We start from the raw sequence: 20,567 nt of genomic DNA on the forward strand, positions 1-20,567 counted from the left end.
TATAGAAAAGAAAGCTTGCTTTGAATGAAGAACATTCGAAGCAAGCTTTTCAATTATTAAAATTATTTATTTCTATTTTTTGAAATGACTACTAGAATCTACATGATGTGCATACAATGAATTAAAGGTGCTTGGTACTTTCTTGAAAATGCGAATGTCCCAGTAAAATTTCCTGGGTTTCAGCGTCGATGACAAGAAATTTGCGATAGGTCTCATCGGTATTGTGCTGAAAGGATGCTAAAAAATAAACTTGTCGATTGGGATGAATAAAAGTATGTTGAGAGAGGTCTATTGTTTCCTGTTTACCATCTGTTTGTAAATAAAAGCTCTGTGTCGCATTTGCTACATCTTTAAAAGCCATCTTTTGACGAATATTCAATGAAGCATTGGTATATTCCTCATAAATTGCACGATTAAGCCGCTGATAAAATTCGTCCTCATCACGAAACGATTGAAATTGGTTGTTTGGATATTGATATAGTGTGTTTATTTCAGTTGGTGTGCAAAGTGTGGGTGTTGTATGGTCTACTGAATGTTGAGGTGGCAATATTATTTTGGAAACAACCATAAAAGTTAAGAAAAATACGTGCATCGTTCAACCTCCAAATGTTTTCTTATCAAAAACATCGCCTAGTTTTTCTTACTCTATACATAAAAACGCTGGCTAGAGGGAATGCATGTATCATCCTGGATAAAACCAGCCAAAGAAAGTTGGTCTGGCTTTATCACTATCTATTCTTTCTTCTATATATATGCCTCGTTATGATTAGGAAGCTTGTGCTTGTTTTAAATATCTATTAAGTAGGACATCCAATTCTTGACTGTAATCTACTACGGTAGGGTGGGTGAAACCAAGATCCTTTGCTTTTTTATACATAATTCTACGTTTGATCTCAATTTCCGCCTTCAAGAATTGTTTAAGTAATAAGTTTACCAAGATATTTTCCTCCTAATTTTTTTATCCATATTCTTGAAATACATTTTTTATGACCTCGATTCAACTTTCTCATTGTATATCACTTATATTAAAAAAAATGTCATATTGTGTATCATTTCTCAAATTCGTAATTTAGTCATAGATAAGAACCTTCATCCTATTTGATTTTAAAGAAAAAATTTATCTATAATAGATAAAATATACTAATAATTCCTCCCTTTATTGAATTGAATATGAGACTTAAAACCCTATCAGCGGAAAATGGTGGGGTTTTTAGCTTGCTGTAATTTAGAAAGTATTAAGAGAAAAAATGAGAAACTTTAAACCTTTTATACTATGCAAAAAGTTGCTGTTAGAGATCGAATTTTCCGATAATTCAGCGTGTTATTCATATCTTGTCACATTTTAGCAAATTCCCTTTGATGTTGTTTAGAAATGTGGACATTTCATTTTGTATGGTGAAATGTTGAGAATTTTTGAAATTAATGGAATAATAAATGAGAGGCTTGAGGTGATGAGGAGTATGGTGAAAAACACGTTTATATCGTATTTTTTCAAGTTTACTAGCCGTATGTAAAAGAGAGTTGCCTTCACAGGAACCGATCATTGTGTATGGCATTCAGACGATATAGCTGTGTAGCGGATGTATCCTTGGACAATAGGGAGCGCTATGATGCGTTTCTAAATGATGGGAGAGTAAACCTTTTCACCAGAGGAAATATTGCTAATAATGTTCGAGTTTGTGGAAGAACCTCGTGTTGGTAACTTCCCGTCTACTGCGTTTTTGCACTCATCGGCACAATGCCTTCTTCATGAATACTTACATAATAGCAGGTAGCGTTTAGAGAATGGTAAATGTTTATGCTAAAATATGTCATAGATTACGAGAGAGAGGGATTACCATGCGTACCACTTATTTTAAAAATTTATTACAGCACTTACCTGAAGAAGAACAACAACAATTGCAACAGGCAAATGGTGCAACTGATGCACATATTGAATCATTGCTAGAGATATTTCCACTTTGCCCGCAATCATTGCTGGAGCTATTACGGGATGTCAATGGTACTTATTATTGTCGGCATGGCCAAGAAACAATCTGTGCCCTTGTGCTTGGCTCTGATTTAGGGGATTATCCGTATTATTTAAAGTCAGTGGAGCAAATCGTGGCAGACTATCATGACAAGCGTGAAACGATTTATGAACGTTATCAAGATTTTTTAGATTATGTCGAAGTGAATGACAAGATTAATATGCATGTGCCGATAAATGAACGTTTATGCTTTGCTGATTGCATGAATAATGGTGGAACCTCTAGCCTGTATATTGATTTTTCGCCAAAGGAAGGTGGACAAGTTGGGCAAGTGGTCCGTTATGTGCATGACCCTGATAGTTTTGAGGTAATTGCCACTTCCTTTGATGATTATTTACAGCAACTTGTAGAGGGAGGTTATGAATTCACTGCTATTTACGAGGAGGAATTCGAATGACCATGCTGCTCATGTTCCATGAGGACAAAGCACAAACTTTAGTAGAACAATACACCCTAACAGAAGAACAGCTACGTTATACAAATTCCCCAAAAGATAGCATTGAACTTGCGAAGCAGGATAATAGTCGACATGCCATTTTAGCGCTGGTCAGTAACAAGCTAGTCACTTTTTTTGTCTTACATGAAAAAGAAGGAGTGAAGCCTTATTCCTCCAATGAACAGGCGTTGTTAATTCGCTCCTTTTCTACGGATTATTATGAGCAGGGCAAAGGCTATGCTAAGAGGGCACTCCAATTATTACCTGATTTTGTTCGCAAGCATTTTCCACATATCAATGAGCTAGTACTAGGTGTAAATGTGCCAAATATAGCAGCTCAGAAACTTTATAAGAGGTGCGGTTTTGTGGATGAAGGCAGACAGGCAAAGGGGATTCGAGAGGAGCTAAAAGTAATGAGCTATTATTATGAAGGAGACTCAAAATTGAGCCATATAAAAGAGGCAAGAATGGAGCATTTACAAGCACTTTGCACAATCGATCAAAAAGTGATTGGAGATGCATCCAGAACGTAAGAAATTCAGCAAGCAATCGAAGAGAAACGCTGTCTGCTATATCAATCCACCGATAATATTGCGGGGTTTCTGCTATTTACCAATGACTTTTTTGGCTATAGCTTTATTTCCTTAGTCATTGTTAAGCCGTCAGAGCGCAGAAAAGGCGTCGCGTCTGCCTTAATGAAGGCTTATATGCAAATGGCTAAAACGTCAAAAGTTTTCTCCTCTACAAATCAGTCCAATAAGCGGATGCAACAACTTTTTCACAATTTAGGCTTTGTCAAAAGTGGTGTTATCGACAACTTGGATGAGGGAGACCCAGAAATTATTTATATGAAACAAGCCTCACCACAAGCATAGGGTGAGGCTTTTGTTTATTTTTTGACTTTAATAAATAAAAAGGATGGTCTGCGTAGCTCCTTTTCAATAGAAGGAAGCTGTTGAATGGCCTCTTTGCTTGGGATAGGTTCAACGATTTTGTCAATGGATAACCCGTGCGTAATTAAGGTATTCATCATCGTTGCTATCGTGCGATGATATTTGACAACGCCATCCACAACCATGTTTGCTGACGTAAGCCCTCTTCATGGTAATGATCCACTGCGTAATGCAAACGGTTATGGCTTTCGTCATAAATCCAATTATCTTCCATAGTGTGACGAGCCGTAGCAATAGGATGCTCCACAGAGAAAATAAATACCCCATTTGGCCGAAGCATTTGCGCAATTTGACTAATTACCTTATCGAAATCTTGGACATAATGAAGAGAAAGGGAGCTGGTTATACAATCAAAGCTATTTGAAGGCGCTTCATAATCCTCTATGGCTTGCAGCTGATAGTCAATGTGTGGATGAGCATGCTTCTGTTTGGCAATAGCTAACATATTGCTCGAAACGTCTAAGGCTGTCACATGCTTAGCGTGATGCTCCAGACAATATTGTGCGAATTCACCCATACCACAGCCAATATCAAGTATTTGTAAATTCGTTAATGGTGGTAGTAAGGACTTCATAGTGGGTTGCTCCAAAAGACCATTATAGTTATACGTTTTTTCTCGTAAAGCCTTGTATTGGTTGAAAAAAATAGGATTATCATAGATATTTTGTTTCATTAATAACATCCATTTTGTGAAACATAACGTTATGTCAAGTGTGCGCATTACAATTGTCTCATGTGGCAATAAAAAGATATAGACTTTTATTACAATTTTTTGTAAGATGTAGATAGAGGCATATCATTTTTTGATAACAGTTAATTCCCATCTATTTACAAATTAGATGGTTTATTTTTTTAGAGAGCACTAATGAAAATTAATTGATGTCCATCCTAACTAAGTCGAGCAGTTTCTCCAAGTTTCCTACATCGTTTTTTTCTTCACTATCACTATTCTTTGCAGCAACCGAGTCACTACTTCTGTTTATAGTATCCACCAATGTCCATTTGCGAATGGGAGTGAAGTCCAGCATATGACAGGCTGATTTCATACCTTCTATGGATAGATTTGTTTTCCTTTAATGTCATAAAAATGTAACAATTCAAAAAAATAAATTGATTTAAAGGGAAAAGATGACACTTCTTGCAATCTATAACGTTCTTAATAGTTGGAAGCAAATTCCGAAATAGAACGTTGGAGGGATTCGATTGAATCAAGAAAGCTTATTATCCATTAGTAGCAATGCCTTATTTATTGCCTTTATTCTCTTGCTTATAGCAATTGTGCCATTAGGGCTTGCTGTCAAATCAAAGAGGAAAATGTTCGGCAGGCTAGGTCTGCTGCTCACTTATGTAGCCTTTGCCTTACAGCTTGTGTACTTTGTTGTGAGGTGGGTGGCGGTGGACCACGCACCCGTGAGTAATATGTATGAATTTATGACATTCTTTGGCATTATGCTCACAGGAAGTTATTTGATTATCCATTTTTTATATAAGCAGCTCGTCGTCGGCTTATTTACCATTCCTGTGTCATTAATCATCCTTGGCTATGGAAGCGTTTTCGCAAAGGAGGTCTCACCGCTTGTGCCATCCCTACAAAGTCACTGGTTAACGATTCATGTGATGACGGTAGCTTTTTCCAGTGCCATTTTATCGGTATCCTTTGCCACAGGTTTGATTTATTTACTAAGAACGTTGGATGTTTCTAAAAAATCCATCAGTACATATAGTTTAGAATTTGTCTTGTATTGTTTAGTTGTCGTGATTGGCTTTATTGGTGTATCAACGGTTTTCAGCGTTGCCGCAGAAGAGGTGCAAGTTCAATTTGACAATTCACAAGGACAGCCAGAAAAAGCCACTTACTCCATGATGCCCTTGATTGTTAACAAGGGTGCGGTCACAAAAAATGGTGAAGGAATAGGCATAGTAGAAATAACGAATAAAATAGATGCCAAGAAATTAAATTCAATTGTCTGGGCATTTATCGTCGGCACGATTTTATATGGTGTGATTCGATTGATTACAAGAAAATCGATCAGTGCCGTATTAAAACCATGGACAAGCCGCGTACAGCCACAATTAATGGACGAAATATCCTATCGCGCTGTCGTCATCGGCTTCCCATTATTTGCATTAGGTGGTCTTTTATTCGCCATGATCTGGGCCCAAATTGCCTGGAGTCGCTATTGGGGCTGGGACCCTAAAGAGGTTTGGGCATTGATTACATTTTTATTCTACGCAGCCTTTCTTCATTTCCGCCTATCCAAAGGCTGGGAAGGGGAGAAAACGGCTTGGTTAGCCATTATCGGCTTCGGCATTATTGTGTTCAACCAAGTGTTTGTCAATTTAGTGATTGCCGGCTTACATTCTTATGCGTAGGCAGGGGTGAGCTGAGCCTTTCATGTGATTTTATGGAGGGGTTTTGGGTGACATGATTCTCGTTGTGGGAATGAAATGATCCTAGTTATGAGGGAATCGCTCTAAAGAGTGTATCAAGTACTCAAAGCCACTCCAAAGTGTATGAAAAGCGCTTAGAAAACCCGCTCCATGGAACAGTGCTTATTTTATAAACTGGTGGTTTCATCGTTGGGCATTGTCGTTTTGTTTAGGGCACTGCCGGAGATACGGTGCTGTTTGCTAGGCAGTTTCTAATTGCCCATCAGGGAGAAATGTCTGTACCTTTGCAATCATAAGACAAACAAAAAAGAGACATCCGAAAATGGATGTCTCTTTTTATACGCACGTCTATGTTAAGTGAAGATTATAGTTTCACTACATTCGTTGCTTGAGGTCCGCGGCTGCCTTCTTCTACTCCGAATTCAACTTTTTGGCCCTCTTCTAAAGTTTTGAAGCCATCTGTTTGAATCGCTGAGAAATGTACGAATACATCATTGCCACCTTCAACTGCGATGAAGCCAAAACCTTTTTCTGCGTTAAACCATTTTACTGTACCTTGTGTCATGTAAACACCCTCCCAAAAAAATTCAACAATCAATTGCTTCCATCACATATAAAAACGTTTTCAAAAGCTCTTATACCAGTTGAATCTGCGTTTTTAATCATCGCAATGAAGTAATGTAATTATTAACTATATTATAGTACAGAATTGTTTGTATATCCAGTAAATTCCGTTTTTAGTAAGAAAAAATTTACATTTGTCATCTATTAGTAATATAACGATAGCGTCTCACTAATCTATCCATGCTTTTTCTTTGGCAACAATCACAGCCTCTGCGCGTGATTCTACACTTAGTTTCACAAATAGCTTTGATAAATAATTTTCTACAGTGCGCTGGGTGACGCCGATAGCAGAGGCGATGGCTTTATTCGTACAGCCTTGGGCTACGAGCTGTAAAATTTCCTGTTCTTTGTCGCTCAGTAATACCTCCTGTTGAACATTAGGTAGGTTGGCTCGTTGCTGGACAAAGTCTAAGAAATCAGCTGCCAGTAATATTTCGCCTCTTAGCGCTGCCTGAATCGTTTGGATGACCTGCTCTTTTGTCGCCAATTTTGATAATAGACCATCAATCTTTTTTTCAATTAACAGCTCATAGTAATCAGAAAGCTCGTAGCCTGTATAAAGAATAATAAGTGCCTCAGGTTGCTTTTTCCTAATCATTTCTGATAGTTGAATGCCATTAATAGGCTTCATATTAATATCGATAAGAAATAATTGAAAACTTTCCGTCTCCATTCTTGGTAAAACGGCGGCACTATCCTGCTCCGTTTTGATTTGAACATTGGCTAAATCCTGTAGCAATGTTTTCGTACCATCTAAAACGACAGGATGGTCATCTATAATAAGTATGTTCATCATATGAATCACCGTCCTCTTGTATTTGTATAAAAATATGCATGCCTTCCTTGTGGCTCGATTGGATGGTGATGTCACCATTAAAAGCACGGACACGTTCACGAATGCCATTAATGCCCATTGAAGCAGAGGACTGAATTAAATCGTCAATGTCACAGCCAATTCCATTATCATCATATTGAAGGATAAAGCCCCGAGGCATCGCCTGTAATTTTAGTGAAACCTCGGTTGCTTCGGCATGCTTGATTGCATTATTGAAAAGCTCCTGAACGAGGCGATAAACCACAAGGTGGAGCGTGACATCCTGGAAGTGCACCCGGTCAATTTGAGCGTCTAATAAAAAGTCAGCACGTATTTTTACCTTTTGAATCAGTTTTTTTAAGGCCATTTGTAAGCCAAAGGTATCCAGGAGTGGGGGACTTAAGTTCTCGCAATATTCCCGTAAGTCCTTTGTTGCATTTAATAGCTGTTCCCGAATAGCTAGTACGGTCTCCTTTTGAATAGTAGGAGAGCTAGCAAGAACATCGAGTTCTCTGGCTAAATGCAGTTGCTCCTGCAAAATGGTATCGTGTAATTCTTGTGCTAAAATACTCTTTTCCTTCTCAATAATATTCCATAGCAATTTATCGAGCCAAGGAAGCGGCGTATCACTGGTGTTTTTCATATGCTGAATTTCGCGTACTAAATCTTCAATTTGCTGTAAATTATTAATAAACATCGATACATACAGTGCCAGCAATTCTAACCAAAGAAGCTCTTCCTTTTGAAGGGCATGCCGTATTTCTAGTAAAATTTTTTCATCCCCAGCATCGTGCAACAACAATTGGGTATAGTTGCTACCAAACTTTGGAGAAGGGGTTTCTTCTGTTATCGTACAGATATGGAAGGCAGTTGTGCCTAGCTTCTCGGTAATTTCATATTTAAAACGATCCAATAACTCTTGTTGGTTTTTGGCTTTGCCCATACGTTGCACTGCTGCATATAGATTATGTACATAATTTCCAGTAGAAGAAAAGATAATTTTTCTATACTTAAAATCGATGCGTTCTTTAATATAGAAGCTAGCAATGATCACCATGAAAATTAGTAAAAATATACTTGTGACATGGACGATGGATAATTGACCTAAGAATAAGAGGGCAATCCCCGCAGTCGATAACAGAGCGCTGAAAAAGGCCAGTGTGGAATAATAGCGCAAACGTGATAATTGGTATTCAATATCAAATAATCGTTCGTTTACCTGAATGAACAGAAACGAGAACGGTATAAATAATAGAAATAACGCAGCAATTTCGGCATGTAGTAATGGCCTATGCCCTAAAATTTCAGGTGTGACGAAAAATAATAAAAAGGGTAAAAATGGTACAATAAAAGCAATGGCAATCAAGCGAATTTTCGCCAATTTCGTGCGTAAATAACTCGTTAATAAAATATAAATAGCATAAAGCACAAGAACCGCAAATAAGCTTAAGTTCAAGATAGGCATTATTTCACGTAAAGCTGGCACGTAGCTTTCAATAAGAGAACAGCCAGGAATGATAAACGGTAGAACATAAAGCCATTTGCTGTGAGGATAGGTCCATCTGATTTGTAAGTAACGGAAAAAATGCTGTAAAAAATGGATGAAGAGCACTAAACATAGCACAATGCTAATGCCAATGGTAATCATTCCAATCAGATTGCCTCTTGCCGAAGCGCCAGTGCTTATATAGCCCATGGAGCAGGTTAATAAAAATAAGACCAATAAAAATGTCGAGATGTTATCTTGATTGCGTCGCCAGACATAAAGTGCAACGCTGAAAGCTAAAAGAAAATAAAAGATCGGAAAGAGAATTTGCAAATATAATTCTTCTGGCATATCACTGTGCTTCACAGCAATGCTTTCAATGGTCCCATCAGACTTTTGAATCGTTAAAGTATTGGCACTTCGAATGATGGCATATAACTGAACAAAGCGATTCTCCATGGCTGGTTGTCCATCAATGGCCACAACGATATCGCCTTTTTCAATATTTTTTTGCGCAGCCCAGTGAGGATAGTAGCTATCTATAATGACTGGTTGACCGTTTGTCGTATCGAGAGTGAGGCTAATAAAGGGTGTTTTGATAGTAACGCCTAATACATAAATGCCAAGTATTAAATATGTAAGAAAAATAAAATATGTCCATTTTTTCATTGGGAAACCTCAAATTTGTGTATGATAATAATCTCCTATATATTATCGCTAATTATTGATAAATTTGGAATACCGAAATAACGTGTTTCGGAAAACCACTATTGCCTTTTCGGAATAACGAAATAGTGTTTTCGGACATGGCTATGATACGGTGAATTTAATTATTGTGACGAACAGGGGGTCTATTGCGTGAAAAAAGGCATTTGTCCATTTATTCTTTTTTTCCTCATCGCTATGATTACCATTCCATTGACCACGAAGGCCAAAATGGTGAATCAAGATAAAGTCGAGGTAGAAATCGGTCTCATTGGTAGTGATCATCATTTTGTCTATAAGATTCCGAAGCATTTACATAAGGATATGCCCTATACAGACATGAAAAACGGTATTCAAGCTTCCTTAGCTAGTCATTGGAACATTGAAGAGGCCCGTTACGAAGCCAATAAGTCGGATGTTGCCTATACCTTTTATATTCAGGATTTATTTCAAGAAAAGCGAGATGGCCAGCTAAAAGTAGCAATCCCATATCGTAATTTAGTAGGAATGTTTGGGGAGCAAGATCCCATTCAATTGCGTATTTTAGCGAGTAAATTATCGAGTTGGACTGTCAATACAAAGGACTGGACAGCGTTTGGCTTTATGGAGCCTTTTACTGTTTTAAGTGAGCGTGAATATGTTTATGAGGGAGCAGTTAATGATTTATTAAACCAGAGGGTTGGTCATTTTGATGGCACGATACAAAAAAGTCAATTGCTATTATACAGCATCATTTATTTTTGCTTTATGGCGGTCCAACTGCTTGCTTGCATGATTTTGTCTAGGCGTTTAAAAAGAAAAATCATCGAAAATCCAGACAATATGCACCAGTTCCGTAAACTTAATTATCTGTATCAATTGTTACCGATTTTGATTATAGTTGCCCAAATCGTATTCCTCGTGTTATCGGGCTTGATTACAGCATTCGGGCTTTACTTTAGCCCTGGCATTGATTTATTAGTCATCGTTGGACCGATTTTATTGAATATTATCTTACTGCCTACTTTTTTCGTCACAACCGAGAGTGAAATTTCACGGGAGCTCAATAACAATTCCTACCATTCGGGCTGATGACAGCTTTATTCAACATTTGACATACGAAAATCCGCTATGTAATGGTATAATGGTCAACAGCAAAAGTGAGGAGTTGTTGAACAAAAATGATGCATCCAGAAATGGCGTACTTAAATTTACTACAACATATATTAGAAAATGGCACGAAAAAAGAAGATCGGACAGGGACAGGTACATACAGTGTCTTTGGTTATCAAATGCGCTTTGATTTAAGCAAAGGTTTCCCACTTTTAACGACAAAGCGTGTCCCTTTTAAGCTGGTAGCGAGTGAATTATTGTGGTTCATTAAAGGGGATACGAATATCCGTTATTTATTGCAACATAATAATCATATATGGGATGAATGGGCATTTAAAAAATGGGTGGAATCAGATGCCTATACAGGACCTGATATGACCGATTTTGGCCGCCGCTGTTTAGTGGATGAGTCGTTTAATGCCTTGTATCAAAAAGAGCTGGCTTCATTTTGTGAGCGTGTCTTAACGGATGACGACTTTGCGCAGCAATACGGCGATCTCGGCAATGTCTATGGCAAGCAATGGCGTCATTGGACTACATCTGATGGCGAGAGCCTTGACCAGCTACAGGATGTTATTGATCAAATTAAGCATAATCCTGACTCACGGCGTATGATTGTGAATGCGTGGAATCCTGAGGATGTTATTAATGCGGGGGCAAAGGGCAGTAAAGCGGCATTACCGCCATGTCATGTGATGTTCCAGTTCTATGTGGCGAATGGTAAATTAAGCTGTCAATTAATGCAACGAAGCTTAGATACATTATTAGGCTGTCCGTTCAATATTGCTTCTTACGCTTTATTAACGCATTTAATTGCACATGAGTGTGGACTAGAGGTTGGCGAATTTATTCACAGCATTGGGGATGCTCATATTTATGCGAATCATGTGGAACAAGTGAAAGAACAGTTATCACGGGAGCCAAAGGACCTACCGACATTGCACATCAATCCAACTAAAACATCGATCTTTGATATAGAGCTTGAGGATTTATCCATTGAAGGATATGATCCGCATCCAGCTATTAAAGCACCGATTGCCGTATAATCCTAGCAGCAGCCGTCTTGGTTGCTGTTTTTTTCGAACGAAGCACTAGGTCTAACGATTTGTTTTACTAAATAGGTAAGCAGTTGGATGACTGGACGAATAGTAGTTGATTATAGTAATTATGGGATTACTAGCATTATTTGGAGCAAGTCAGTCCATTATCGTGTAGAGGTGAAAGTTGTGAAAAATACAATAGTACTTCAAGCAGATGAATGTGAGCGGCAGCCGAGTCATCAACGGCAAAAACAGGGTGCTACACAACAGGTGTGTTCTTGTAACACGAAGAAATTATCACAGCAGCAAATTCACGAAATGATGCAAATCATCGAAGAAATTCGTTTGAAAGGCTATAAAGAAACACTATAAATGTAAGCGCCTTCTAAGCTATAATGGCTGTGGAGGTGTTTTTTTATGAATGTAATTTTTGTCGATTCATTTTCTGGAGAAGAGTTATTACATACGGTGTCACATGATGTGGCAGGTATATTGGCTGCAACTCAGGGAGAAAGTGTGACATTTCCAGTCGGTCATTTCAAATATGAATTTCATAACTTAGATTTTTATGATGACAATGGACAAATACGTCAGGAATTAGTGATATATGTGAAGAAAATATAAACGGCGTATTTGATGTAACAAAACGGAGAAAATAAATACAGGTGACAAAAAGGGCTTGCTTTTTTTTGCACCTGTAACTATAATGGTTACAACAGGTGGTGATACATATGGTGAACAGTCGATTTTCGGTGGCGATCCATATTCTTTCTCTCATTGCTACAACATCTGATAAAAGCATACTCACGTCCGACTATATGGCTGGGAGCGTGAATACTAATCCCGTTGTTGTAAGACGTATGATTGGCGTTCTAAAAAAGGCTGGCTTACTGTCATCACATTCTGGCATGGCTGGCTATGAGCTATTAGTCGAGCCAAAGGATTTAACACTTTTAGCTATTTATCAGGCGATTAATGGGCCAGAGCAGCTTTTTGCGATTCATGATGAGCCAAACCCAGCGTGTGCAGTAGGGCGGAAAATCCAACATACATTGGAAGGTGTCTATACATCTGTTTGGCAGGCAATGGAGGAGCAATTACAAGCACAGACGCTACAGGATGTGCTGGATCAACTTCGTGCTTAGACGGAGATGGTCTTTTTGTATCTAACCTGTAACTAAAATAGTTACAACTAAATTTGAGGAGGAATAAATAATGAAAATTGCCGTAATTGGTGCAACAGGGAAAGCAGGACAAAAAATAGTAGAGGAAGCGTTACGACGAGGTCATGACGTAACAGCTATCGTTCGTTCAGCAGCTAAAGTGACAGCCGCTATTCCAGTGCTTGAAAAAGATGTCTTGGATGTAACAGCAGAAGATGTGAAGGGCTTTGATGTCGTTGTGAATGCATTTGGTGCGCCAGCAGGACAAGAACAGTTACATGTAAAAGTGGGTCGTCATTTGATTTCGATTTTCAAAGGGATTGCTACAAAATTAGTTGTTGTAGGTGGTGCAGGTAGTTTATTTGTGGACCCAGAGAAAAAAGTGCGTGTGATGGAAACACCAGATTTCCCAGCAATGTACTTAGCGACAGCGCAAAATCAAGGACAAAATCTAGAGGATTTACAACAATCCTCTATTACGTGGACATTTATCAGTCCATCAGCATTTTTTGATCCAGAAGGACCACGTACAGGTCACTACACAGCAGGTGTTGACCATTTATTAGTCAATGACGCGGATGAAAGCTATGTCAGCTATGCTGATTATGCGGTTGCTGTCGTAGATGAATTAGAAAATCCACAGCATGTAAATAGCCGTTTTACAGTGACATCGAATAAATAATAAAGGCAACCGAGCGTAGGAAATGCGCTCGGTTTTTAGCGATTTCTTTGCTTTTTTGAAGGATTTTTTTCGTTTACAGAAAAATGACTGTTTACAATACGACTTTTATTAGCTACTATCAAGTGTGAGTATTACATAAAAGGAGACGACAATGATGTCAACACAACGTATAGAAAAAGATTTTTTAGGTGAGCGCGTATTACCAGCAGAGGCTTATTACGGAATTCAAACATTACGTGCAACGGAAAACTTCCCAATTACAGGCTACACAATTCACTCTTCACTTATTAAGGCGATGGGGATTGTGAAGAAAGCAGCGGCTTTAAGTAATATGGAAGTACACCTATTATCAAAAGAAATTGGTGAGGCAATTGTCGAAGCAGCACAAGAAGTAATTGATGGCAAATGGGATGCAGAATTTCTTGTAGACCCAATCCAAGGTGGAGCAGGTACATCCATCAATATGAATGCTAATGAAGTCATCGCCAACCGTGCCCTAGAAATTTTAGGGAAAGAAAAAGGTGACTATCACACAGTAAGCCCAAACAGTCATGTTAATATGTCCCAATCAACAAATGATGCGTTCCCAACAGCTATTCATATCGCTGTTTTAAATTTAATAGATGAATTATTAGTAACGATGGATTATATGCAATCGGTTTTCCATCAAAAAGCAGAGCAATTTGCACATGTCATTAAAATGGGTCGTACGCATTTACAGGATGCCGTGCCAATTCGCTTAGGACAAGAGTTTGAAGCTTATTGCCGCGTGATTAACCGTGATATCGTACGCATTCGTCAAACACGTCCAAATTTATATGACGTGAACATGGGTGCAACGGCTGTTGGAACAGGTTTAAATGCCTTCCCAGATTACATTAAATCCGTTGATGAGCATCTTGCTGAAATTTCTGGTTTACCATTAAAAGGTGCGACACATTTAGTGGATGCAACACAAAATACAGATGCTTATACAGAAGTATCAGGCGCTTTAAAAATCTGTATGATTAATATGTCTAAAATCGCTAATGACTTACGTTTAATGGCTTCAGGTCCTCGTGCAGGCTTAGGAGAAATCCTTTTACCAGCTCGTCAACCAGGATCTTCGATTATGCCAGGTAAAGTCAACCCAGTTATGCCAGAGGTACTGAACCAAGTTGCCTTCCAAGTGATTGGTAATGACCATACGATTTCACTAGCATCTGAAGCTGGACAATTAGAATTAAACGTAATGGAGCCTGTTTTAGTGTTTAACTTAATTCAGTCCATTAGCATTATGAATAATGTTTTCCGTGCGTTTACGGAAAATTGCTTAAAAGACATCGAAGCAAATGAAGAACGCATGAAAGAATATGTAGAGAAAAGTGTAGGGGTACTAACGGCTGTCAACCCACATATTGGCTATGAAGTAGCAGCACGTCTTGCGCGTGAAGCAATTCTAACAGGTCGTTCTATTCGTGAGCTTTGCATTGAAGAAGGTGTCTTAACAAACGAACAATTAGACTTAATATTAGATCCATATGAAATGACACACCCAGGTATTGCTGGCTCTAGTATCATGAATTTAAAATAATTCCAACATCAAGACTGTAGACATGCTTTACGAGCTGTCTATAGTCTTTTTTTATGCAGTCATCAATAGGCTTGTGTCTTTGTTCTTATAAAAGAGAGCGTATCCTTATGATTTTTAGGATTTTTCAACTATAATAATGGTATGGAAGACATATTTTAGTTGGGGGAATTTGGAATGAGTTTACGAAAAAAGAGTTTACTTGGCTTTGCAGTTTTAAATGTCTTAATGATTATTATTCTCTTTATTGATTTAGCCAATGTAACGACATTAGAATGGCTTTCGACTGTATTAACCATCGTAGGAATAGCCATTACATTAGCTTACACCGTATATGTTCATTACAAAGTGATACAGCCTATCAAACAATTAACAGAGGCTGCACAGGGTATTACGGCAGGCCAATTAGATACAGTTGTCATCGAGGTTCGTGACAAGAGTGAGATTTCTCAGCTAGCGCAATCCTTTTTAGAGATGCAGGAACAATTACGCACAATGACACAAAAAATTGCGCACAGCTCTACAGATTTATCAGCAAGCATCGAAGAATTATCCGCAAGTACGAATGAAATTACGGTAGCTGTGGAAGAAGTCGATCAACAAATGGAGAAAACGTCAGAGGGCTTGAAGCAAGCGGCACAATCTGCCAATGATAGTGCTAATGCTATGCAAGAAACTGTCGATGGAATCGGACGAATTACGGTAGCCACTCAGGATGTGTTTGATCATGCAAAAGATGCCAATGAGATTGCAGGAAATGGAGCGAATATTTTACATGTGGCGAAGGAACAAATGAAATTTATTTCTTCTTCAACCGAAAAAACGAGCGGACTCATGCAGCAATTATCCAATAAAATGACAGATATTAAATCGATGACTGAGATGATTACAGCTATTACGGACCAAACGAATTTATTGGCATTGAATGCCGCCATTGAAGCAGCTCGAGCTGGAGAACATGGGAAAGGCTTTGCAGTTGTGGCAGAGGAAGTGCGTCAATTAGCAGAGCAATCCAAGCATTCTGCTGCACAAATCGTGGACTTAGTAGTGGGCATTGAAACTGACACGAAACAGGTAGCATCCTCAGTGGAGGAGGATTTAAAAAATGTTCAGCAGGGTGTCTATGTCATTGATGAAGCAACAAAATCCTTTGGCACGATTTCACAGCATGTTAGTCAAATGACGAGCCAGCTTGAGGATATTTCAACAACAGCTGAACAGCTTTCTAGCAGTGCCAATGAAGTAGCTTCCTCTGTGACAACGATTGCTAATGGTATGGGTAAGCTATCGCATTATACAGAGGCTGTTTTACATTCAATGGATGAGCAAACAGCCTCAATGCAAGCTGTCAATCATGTGACACAGGATTTAAGCGTACAAGCTGATAATTTACAAAAGCTAACAAATCAATTTCAGGTTTAAGCAAGAAAAACATATTTTCAAGGTTTTTTAGCCCTGAATAGTTATCTAAGAACAAGATGATTTTGCCTCCACAGATAGCTATGCACAAAGGTGGTTTCAGGCGATAGATAAGTAATTTGAAATGCACTTCCTGTCATTAGAATGGGAAGTGTTTTTTATTGGCGGACCAACGTAATTAATTTCTTAGTGAAATCCTTAGAGATCACGTAGATTGTATGCGTAACCTTAACCTACATTCAGCTACTGATTTGTCCTTTTTCACCTTACCAAAGGTGATAGCCATATTTGTTTCTAGCCGTATCCTCTATTTACACCATATTGACAACACCTTCATTTTGGCAGCTGTTGCCATCGCTTCTTGGAATAATTTGAGTGATTCTTCATTCCCATACTCTTTAAAAAAATCGGTATTTACCTTACCAAAAGAGATGCTAACCTTAATCAGCTTCCTCTCTTCATCACAGCCTAAACAAATGCTAGTAGAGAGCCTATGATTACGTGCAATGCTTCGCCTCTATAGACTCAATAAAACCATTATTTCCTGTCGTAGCGCTATCTTCTTTGTAATACATTAAATAAATGACAATGAAAGGGGCCAGGAGATGGGCTTATTTGATGGATTAATCGGCAATGCGAGCGAGGTGAATTTAGAAAAATTACAGGAGGAGGTCCGTGATTTATTGATTCCAAACGAAACAATCAAAAATGCCTATAAAATTATAAGAGACACGTTTATTTTTACGAATAAACGATTAATCCTTATCGATAAGCAAGGGGTGACTGGCAAGAAAACCGAATATCATTCCATCCCCTATAAAAATATCGTTCATTTTTCAGTAGAAACAGCCGGGACATTTGATTTAGATGCAGAGCTCAAAATATGGGTGTCAGGCAGTTCGTTACCGATTCAAAAAAACTTCAACAAGGCGACGAATATTTACAAAGTGCAAAGTGTTTTAGCGCAGTATGTTTTGGGGACGTAATGTATGGTACTAAAAGCCCGCATTTATGCGAGGCTTTTTTGTTGTGCAAAGAAAGGATGATAAAGATGAGGAAATTACCTTGTGAAGGGTGTAAGGGATTCCAGTTCCGATTACGAAACAGGCACATAATGTAGAGAAGGTGTTAAGAGATAATGAAGTTGTTTAACTAAGAAGGACACATATATGGTAATATTTATTTAAAAAAGATGGAGTGAATTATGAGTAATTCTATTAATTATAAAATATGGACGGTGTGTATGATTCAAAGTGAAGAGAAGGTTTTACTTCTGGATAGACAGCACGACCATTTCAAAGGTTTTATTCCACCGGGTGGTAAAGTTGAATTTCCTGAAAGTATTGTAGAAAGTGCTATCAGAGAAGTAAAAGAAGAAACGGGGTTAGAAGTTAGAAACCTTATTTATAAAGGGCTTTATGAATATGTTAATCCAGTCGCAAAAGATAGATATATGATATTTAATTACATAACAAAGGATTTCGAGGGTGAACTCTTGAAAGATGCTCCAGAGGGGAAAGCGGTTTGGGTAGATATAGAGAACGCATATAAACTTCCTATGCAGCCATCGATACGGAGAAGATTTCCTTTATTTTTTCAAGATGGAACATTTGAGATTCAAGTTGAATGGAACCACGAAGAAAATAAAGAAGGGAAAGTTACTATACGTCACACCTAAAACTTGTTATTGGACTGACAGGGGGCAATCGTTCAATAGAGCAGTCGCTTTTCAATAACATCGAGGTCAGTTCAATACATATATATGTGAAGAATAAATAATGGGGCTTAAATTTACCCACTTTGTTAAATAGTTTAACTTTCAATATCTAAATGGTAGAGAGGGATTAAGAATAGCTAGAGAAAATTCTAAAATAAAAGGTGCTTGACCGTCCTTTTGTTTATTTAACGAACGGTGCATATTGTTGAAGAAGAAATTTTATAATAGTGATTTATTAAAGAATAGGGAAGTGGCAGTAACCATGAACTACATAATCAGATTAGCGAATGAAAACGACTTATCGGGTTTATGATAGTAGAAATAATAAAGATCTATTCACGAATTATTTAAAGCAATTTGCAAAAAAGGAATTATATTTGGTAATTGCTGAACAAGACGCACTTATATTAGGTTTTGGAGTTCTTAAATTAAAAGGTACTTTGCTTCCTAAATTAAGTGACCTATATGTAAAAGAGGATTATCGTGGTAATGGTATAGGTTCAGACTTAATGAGGTATAGAGAAAATATTGCAAAGAGTTTAGGACATTCTGAAATATTTGTGAGTGTTGACCCGATAGAAAATTCCAACATGATAAAGTTAATTAGCAAACACGGTTACGAACCTATCTCTTACCTATAATAAAACCTACACAAGAATTGATTTCAAGAAGTTGTTGAAATAACGGGGCTAGTTGAACAAGATTTAAACAACTTTAAAGAGCCTTCTTATAATATAATTTTTGTATTTTTTGATTAGAAATAACTTTATTATCATTTTACAGAAAGCAATTAAAGTGATGCTCAGTGTGACATGAGGAAAACCTAGTATTCTATGCATCCATTTTACATGGAATTATTTTGAAATAATTAGTATTTTTTAGCATAAATTGACTTTGGACATACAATACTTTACAATGATTAGCTAAGGAATAGAGAATTTTCGCAAATTTCCTTACCAACTGAATAGCGTGTAGTAATAGGTGTAAATTGCGTGCAATTTGCTTAAAAGGGAAGTCGGTGCAAATCCGACACTGTCCCGCAACTGTAAATGTGAGCGACTTTTCAGCAACCACTGTCAAATGATGGGAAGGAGAAAAGTGGCAATGACCATGAGTCAGGATACCTGCCTGTTACGAGTACACACCAGTAACCTACGAGGAATAGGAGGTGGCATGTTGACAAAACAGAATGCTCTGTTCGTCACGGTACGTCAAACGCCCAAAGTAAATGAAGGGGTTCGCAATCGGGCTCATTTACACATACTTAGGGTTTGTTTGGCATTGGGTGATGAACGAAGATAAGCGAAGGATTTCCTCAAAAATGGTAGGAAGTCCTTTTTGTTTTGACATTATGTACGCAAAGGGGATGCATGTATGACTTCTTTAGATATGAACATTTGTAAGCAGCCACGCACAGAAGTTGCCAAGAAAGCGAAAACAAGAATGGCGGTCGAATCATTGATTGACCAATTATTAGCAACGAAGCTGATCCGCAATGATCGCTTCTTTGAGCAAATTTTATATAATAAAGAAATTATTTGGATACAAAATGGGGATGTGGACGGGCATCTTTTTGCGAAGGCAGCGGTAACCGATCAACTGAAAACGAAGACCAATAGCTTTATGATGTATATGCCGACTAACCCGATTGTCTATGAGGTTAACGGGGAGCCATACCATTTAATTACACGCATTGATTCCACACGTGCCAAGCCCAACCTTGACCGCCTGTCACTGGAGCCAAAGCCTGTTTTAAGTGCAGCGCGTGTCAATGATGTATTATGCTCGATTGTGATGCGTTTTTATGAAACATATATCCATGATTTAGCGCCTCAACATGATAAGTTAATAGCCTTTGTGCAGCAGGAATATGCCCAATTTATTGAAGCGGTTCAGGCATTAAATGATTACCATTTCAACTGGCATCCACGCGGCAACGGTCACGAGCTATTGCTGCAATTAATTGATCAACTGCAAATTTTAAAAAGTTATCCTGGTAAAGTGCTAGTTGATTTCACAAACACGCATGACTACGTGATTGTCGAGCCTGCATACCTTGTGCACAGTCCTACAAAGAAAGCAGTAGGTGCATTATAAACTCAAGCCCTCCATCAAACGGAGGGCTTGTTTTTATTTATTTGAAGGGAGGGGGTAAATACTCTCGTTCGAGCAGCGAATACTCGCGGAAGGAGATGAAATACTCTCGTTCGAGCAGCGAATACTCGCGGAAGGAGATGAAATACTCTCGTTCGAGCAGCGAATACTCGCGGAAGCAGATGAAATACTCTCGCTCAAGCAGCGAATACTCGCGGAAGGAGATGAAATACTCTCGTTCGAGCGGGGAATACTCGCGGAAGCAGATGAAATACTCTCGCTCCAGCAAGGAATACTCGCGCAAACAGGGTAAATATTCTCGCTCAAAGCAAGTAAACACCCGCGCAAGCA

22 protein-coding genes, 2 pseudogenes and 1 riboswitch are annotated in these 20,567 nt (G+C 38.3%); of the genes and pseudogenes, 16 read left to right on the forward strand and 8 right to left on the reverse strand.

Annotated features, from left to right (window positions below; genetic code table 11):
* Positions 1–121: 121 nt before the first annotated feature.
* Together MHI22_RS03410 and MHI22_RS03415 are read right to left on the reverse strand one after the other, a co-directional pair.
* Positions 122–592: a hypothetical protein gene (locus MHI22_RS03410; protein ID WP_340811052.1), complete on the reverse strand. Its 471-nt coding sequence runs from the start codon at positions 590–592 to the stop codon at positions 122–124.
* A 174-nt stretch (positions 593–766) separates the two neighbouring features.
* Positions 767–937, reverse strand: a complete 171-nt coding sequence (locus MHI22_RS03415) for an aspartyl-phosphate phosphatase Spo0E family protein (RefSeq protein WP_036122469.1) — start codon at positions 935–937, stop codon at positions 767–769.
* A 902-nt stretch (positions 938–1,839) separates the two neighbouring features.
* Here MHI22_RS03415 and MHI22_RS03420 point away from each other — a divergent pair.
* The 3 genes and pseudogenes from MHI22_RS03420 (at position 1,840) to MHI22_RS03430 (ending at position 3,341) form a co-directional block, all read left to right on the forward strand.
* Positions 1,840–2,427, forward strand: coding sequence for an SMI1/KNR4 family protein (locus MHI22_RS03420; protein ID WP_089932204.1), 588 nt, complete (start codon positions 1,840–1,842; stop codon positions 2,425–2,427).
* Positions 2,424–2,913, forward strand: a pseudogene (locus MHI22_RS03425) (GNAT family N-acetyltransferase). Before MHI22_RS03420 ends, MHI22_RS03425 begins: the two are co-directional and overlap by 4 nt.
* Positions 2,910–3,341 (forward strand): annotated as a pseudogene (locus tag MHI22_RS03430) (GNAT family N-acetyltransferase). The pseudogenes MHI22_RS03425 and MHI22_RS03430 overlap by 4 nt, the downstream one beginning before the upstream one ends.
* Positions 3,342–3,355: 14 nt before the next feature.
* On the opposite strand, the gene MHI22_RS03435 reads toward MHI22_RS03430, so the two are convergent.
* Both MHI22_RS03435 and MHI22_RS03440 read right to left on the reverse strand, forming a co-directional pair.
* Positions 3,356–3,499, reverse strand: coding sequence for a hypothetical protein (locus MHI22_RS03435; protein ID WP_340811053.1), 144 nt, complete (start codon positions 3,497–3,499; stop codon positions 3,356–3,358).
* 5 nt (positions 3,500–3,504) lie between these two features.
* Entirely contained in the window at positions 3,505–4,092 is a 588-nt protein-coding gene (locus MHI22_RS03440; RefSeq protein WP_340811054.1) for a class I SAM-dependent methyltransferase, read from the reverse strand.
* Positions 4,093–4,622: 530 nt separating this feature from the next.
* On the opposite strand from MHI22_RS03440, the gene ccsB reads away from it, so the two are divergent.
* Positions 4,623–5,792: a c-type cytochrome biogenesis protein CcsB gene (gene ccsB / locus MHI22_RS03445; RefSeq protein ID WP_340811055.1), complete on the forward strand. Its 1,170-nt coding sequence runs from the start codon at positions 4,623–4,625 to the stop codon at positions 5,790–5,792.
* 382 nt (positions 5,793–6,174) lie between these two features.
* On the opposite strand, the gene MHI22_RS03450 is transcribed toward ccsB, so the two are convergent.
* From MHI22_RS03450 to MHI22_RS03460, 3 genes are all read right to left on the reverse strand, one after another.
* The gene (locus MHI22_RS03450) at positions 6,175–6,375 is read right to left on the reverse strand and encodes a cold-shock protein (protein ID WP_036122451.1); all 201 of its coding nucleotides are present in this window, start codon (positions 6,373–6,375) and stop codon (positions 6,175–6,177) included.
* Between the two features lie 228 nt (positions 6,376–6,603).
* Positions 6,604–7,230: a response regulator transcription factor gene (locus tag MHI22_RS03455; protein WP_036122449.1), complete on the reverse strand. Its 627-nt coding sequence runs from the start codon at positions 7,228–7,230 to the stop codon at positions 6,604–6,606.
* A complete protein-coding gene (locus MHI22_RS03460; protein ID WP_340811056.1) occupies positions 7,205–9,403 on the reverse strand; it encodes an ATP-binding protein in 2,199 nt (732 codons plus the stop codon). The genes MHI22_RS03455 and MHI22_RS03460 overlap by 26 nt, the downstream gene beginning before the upstream one ends.
* 189 nt (positions 9,404–9,592) lie before the next feature.
* On the opposite strand from MHI22_RS03460, the gene MHI22_RS03465 reads away from it, so the two are divergent.
* The 12 genes from MHI22_RS03465 to MHI22_RS03520 all read left to right on the forward strand — a co-directional run bounded on the left by MHI22_RS03465 (position 9,593) and on the right by MHI22_RS03520 (position 20,219).
* Entirely contained in the window at positions 9,593–10,510 is a 918-nt protein-coding gene (locus MHI22_RS03465) for a hypothetical protein (protein ID WP_340811057.1), read from the forward strand.
* 89 nt (positions 10,511–10,599) lie between these two features.
* Positions 10,600–11,577 carry a thymidylate synthase gene (locus MHI22_RS03470; RefSeq protein WP_338654141.1) on the forward strand — a complete coding sequence of 326 codons (978 nt, stop codon included), beginning with the start codon at positions 10,600–10,602 and terminating at the stop codon, positions 11,575–11,577.
* An 87-nt stretch (positions 11,578–11,664) separates the two neighbouring features.
* Positions 11,665–11,943, forward strand: coding sequence for a hypothetical protein (locus tag MHI22_RS03475; RefSeq protein WP_340811059.1), 279 nt, complete (start codon positions 11,665–11,667; stop codon positions 11,941–11,943).
* Between the two features lie 45 nt (positions 11,944–11,988).
* Positions 11,989–12,195: a hypothetical protein gene (locus MHI22_RS03480; RefSeq protein ID WP_036122432.1), complete on the forward strand. Its 207-nt coding sequence runs from the start codon at positions 11,989–11,991 to the stop codon at positions 12,193–12,195.
* A gap of 107 nt (positions 12,196–12,302) precedes the next feature.
* Positions 12,303–12,716 carry an Rrf2 family transcriptional regulator gene (locus MHI22_RS03485; RefSeq protein WP_340811061.1) on the forward strand — a complete coding sequence of 138 codons (414 nt, stop codon included), beginning with the start codon at positions 12,303–12,305 and terminating at the stop codon, positions 12,714–12,716.
* A 70-nt stretch (positions 12,717–12,786) separates the two neighbouring features.
* Entirely contained in the window at positions 12,787–13,416 is a 630-nt protein-coding gene (locus tag MHI22_RS03490; RefSeq protein WP_340811062.1) for an NAD(P)-dependent oxidoreductase, read from the forward strand.
* A gap of 151 nt (positions 13,417–13,567) precedes the next feature.
* Complete coding sequence (gene aspA / locus MHI22_RS03495; protein WP_369802710.1) at positions 13,568–14,989, forward strand: aspartate ammonia-lyase; 1,422 nt, start codon at positions 13,568–13,570, stop codon at positions 14,987–14,989.
* 174 nt (positions 14,990–15,163) lie between these two features.
* On the forward strand, positions 15,164–16,408 hold the full coding sequence (locus MHI22_RS03500) for a methyl-accepting chemotaxis protein (RefSeq protein WP_338654151.1): 1,245 nt from the start codon (positions 15,164–15,166) through the stop codon (positions 16,406–16,408).
* Between the two features lie 602 nt (positions 16,409–17,010).
* A complete protein-coding gene (locus MHI22_RS03505; RefSeq protein WP_036122398.1) occupies positions 17,011–17,391 on the forward strand; it encodes a PH domain-containing protein in 381 nt (126 codons plus the stop codon).
* Positions 17,392–17,609: 218 nt separating this feature from the next.
* Positions 17,610–18,083: an 8-oxo-dGTP diphosphatase gene (locus tag MHI22_RS03510; protein WP_051891649.1), complete on the forward strand. Its 474-nt coding sequence runs from the start codon at positions 17,610–17,612 to the stop codon at positions 18,081–18,083.
* A gap of 326 nt (positions 18,084–18,409) precedes the next feature.
* Entirely contained in the window at positions 18,410–18,763 is a 354-nt protein-coding gene (locus MHI22_RS03515; protein WP_230593807.1) for a GNAT family N-acetyltransferase, read from the forward strand.
* Between the two features lie 321 nt (positions 18,764–19,084).
* A riboswitch (cobalamin riboswitch) is annotated at positions 19,085–19,268 on the forward strand.
* A 228-nt stretch (positions 19,269–19,496) separates the two neighbouring features.
* Positions 19,497–20,219: a hypothetical protein gene (locus tag MHI22_RS03520; protein WP_141904467.1), complete on the forward strand. Its 723-nt coding sequence runs from the start codon at positions 19,497–19,499 to the stop codon at positions 20,217–20,219.
* A 37-nt stretch (positions 20,220–20,256) separates the two neighbouring features.
* On the opposite strand, the gene MHI22_RS03525 is transcribed toward MHI22_RS03520, so the two are convergent.
* Positions 20,257–20,520, reverse strand: a complete 264-nt coding sequence (locus MHI22_RS03525; protein ID WP_340811063.1) for a hypothetical protein — start codon at positions 20,518–20,520, stop codon at positions 20,257–20,259.
* Between the last annotated feature and the right edge of the window lie 47 nt (positions 20,521–20,567).

The organism is Lysinibacillus sp. FSL L8-0312 (assembly GCF_038003285.1).
Lineage (GTDB): Bacteria > Bacillota > Bacilli > Bacillales_A > Planococcaceae > Lysinibacillus > Lysinibacillus fusiformis_D.

What these genes read in the sequence shown, in the direction of transcription:
- MHI22_RS03410 (WP_340811052.1), bottom strand. Translation starts at nt 592, where the DNA reads ATGCACGTATTTTTCTTAACTTTTATGGTTGTTTCCAAAATAATATTG.
- MHI22_RS03420 (WP_089932204.1), top strand. Translation starts at nt 1,840, where the DNA reads ATGCGTACCACTTATTTTAAAAATTTATTACAGCACTTACCTGAAGAA.
- MHI22_RS03435 (WP_340811053.1), bottom strand. Translation starts at nt 3,499, where the DNA reads ATGATGAATACCTTAATTACGCACGGGTTATCCATTGACAAAATCGTT.
- MHI22_RS03440 (WP_340811054.1), bottom strand. Translation starts at nt 4,092, where the DNA reads ATGAAACAAAATATCTATGATAATCCTATTTTTTTCAACCAATACAAG.
- MHI22_RS03450 (WP_036122451.1), bottom strand. Translation starts at nt 6,375, where the DNA reads ATGACACAAGGTACAGTAAAATGGTTTAACGCAGAAAAAGGTTTTGGC.
- MHI22_RS03455 (WP_036122449.1), bottom strand. Translation starts at nt 7,230, where the DNA reads ATGATGAACATACTTATTATAGATGACCATCCTGTCGTTTTAGATGGT.
- MHI22_RS03460 (WP_340811056.1), bottom strand. Translation starts at nt 9,403, where the DNA reads ATGAAAAAATGGACATATTTTATTTTTCTTACATATTTAATACTTGGC.
- MHI22_RS03470 (WP_338654141.1), top strand. Translation starts at nt 10,600, where the DNA reads ATGATGCATCCAGAAATGGCGTACTTAAATTTACTACAACATATATTA.
- MHI22_RS03475 (WP_340811059.1), top strand. Translation starts at nt 11,665, where the DNA reads ATGACTGGACGAATAGTAGTTGATTATAGTAATTATGGGATTACTAGC.
- MHI22_RS03480 (WP_036122432.1), top strand. Translation starts at nt 11,989, where the DNA reads ATGAATGTAATTTTTGTCGATTCATTTTCTGGAGAAGAGTTATTACAT.
- MHI22_RS03485 (WP_340811061.1), top strand. Translation starts at nt 12,303, where the DNA reads ATGGTGAACAGTCGATTTTCGGTGGCGATCCATATTCTTTCTCTCATT.
- MHI22_RS03490 (WP_340811062.1), top strand. Translation starts at nt 12,787, where the DNA reads ATGAAAATTGCCGTAATTGGTGCAACAGGGAAAGCAGGACAAAAAATA.
- aspA (WP_369802710.1), top strand. Translation starts at nt 13,568, where the DNA reads ATGATGTCAACACAACGTATAGAAAAAGATTTTTTAGGTGAGCGCGTA.
- MHI22_RS03500 (WP_338654151.1), top strand. Translation starts at nt 15,164, where the DNA reads ATGAGTTTACGAAAAAAGAGTTTACTTGGCTTTGCAGTTTTAAATGTC.
- MHI22_RS03505 (WP_036122398.1), top strand. Translation starts at nt 17,011, where the DNA reads ATGGGCTTATTTGATGGATTAATCGGCAATGCGAGCGAGGTGAATTTA.
- MHI22_RS03510 (WP_051891649.1), top strand. Translation starts at nt 17,610, where the DNA reads ATGAGTAATTCTATTAATTATAAAATATGGACGGTGTGTATGATTCAA.
- MHI22_RS03515 (WP_230593807.1), top strand. Translation starts at nt 18,410, where the DNA reads ATGAAAACGACTTATCGGGTTTATGATAGTAGAAATAATAAAGATCTA.
- MHI22_RS03520 (WP_141904467.1), top strand. Translation starts at nt 19,497, where the DNA reads ATGACTTCTTTAGATATGAACATTTGTAAGCAGCCACGCACAGAAGTT.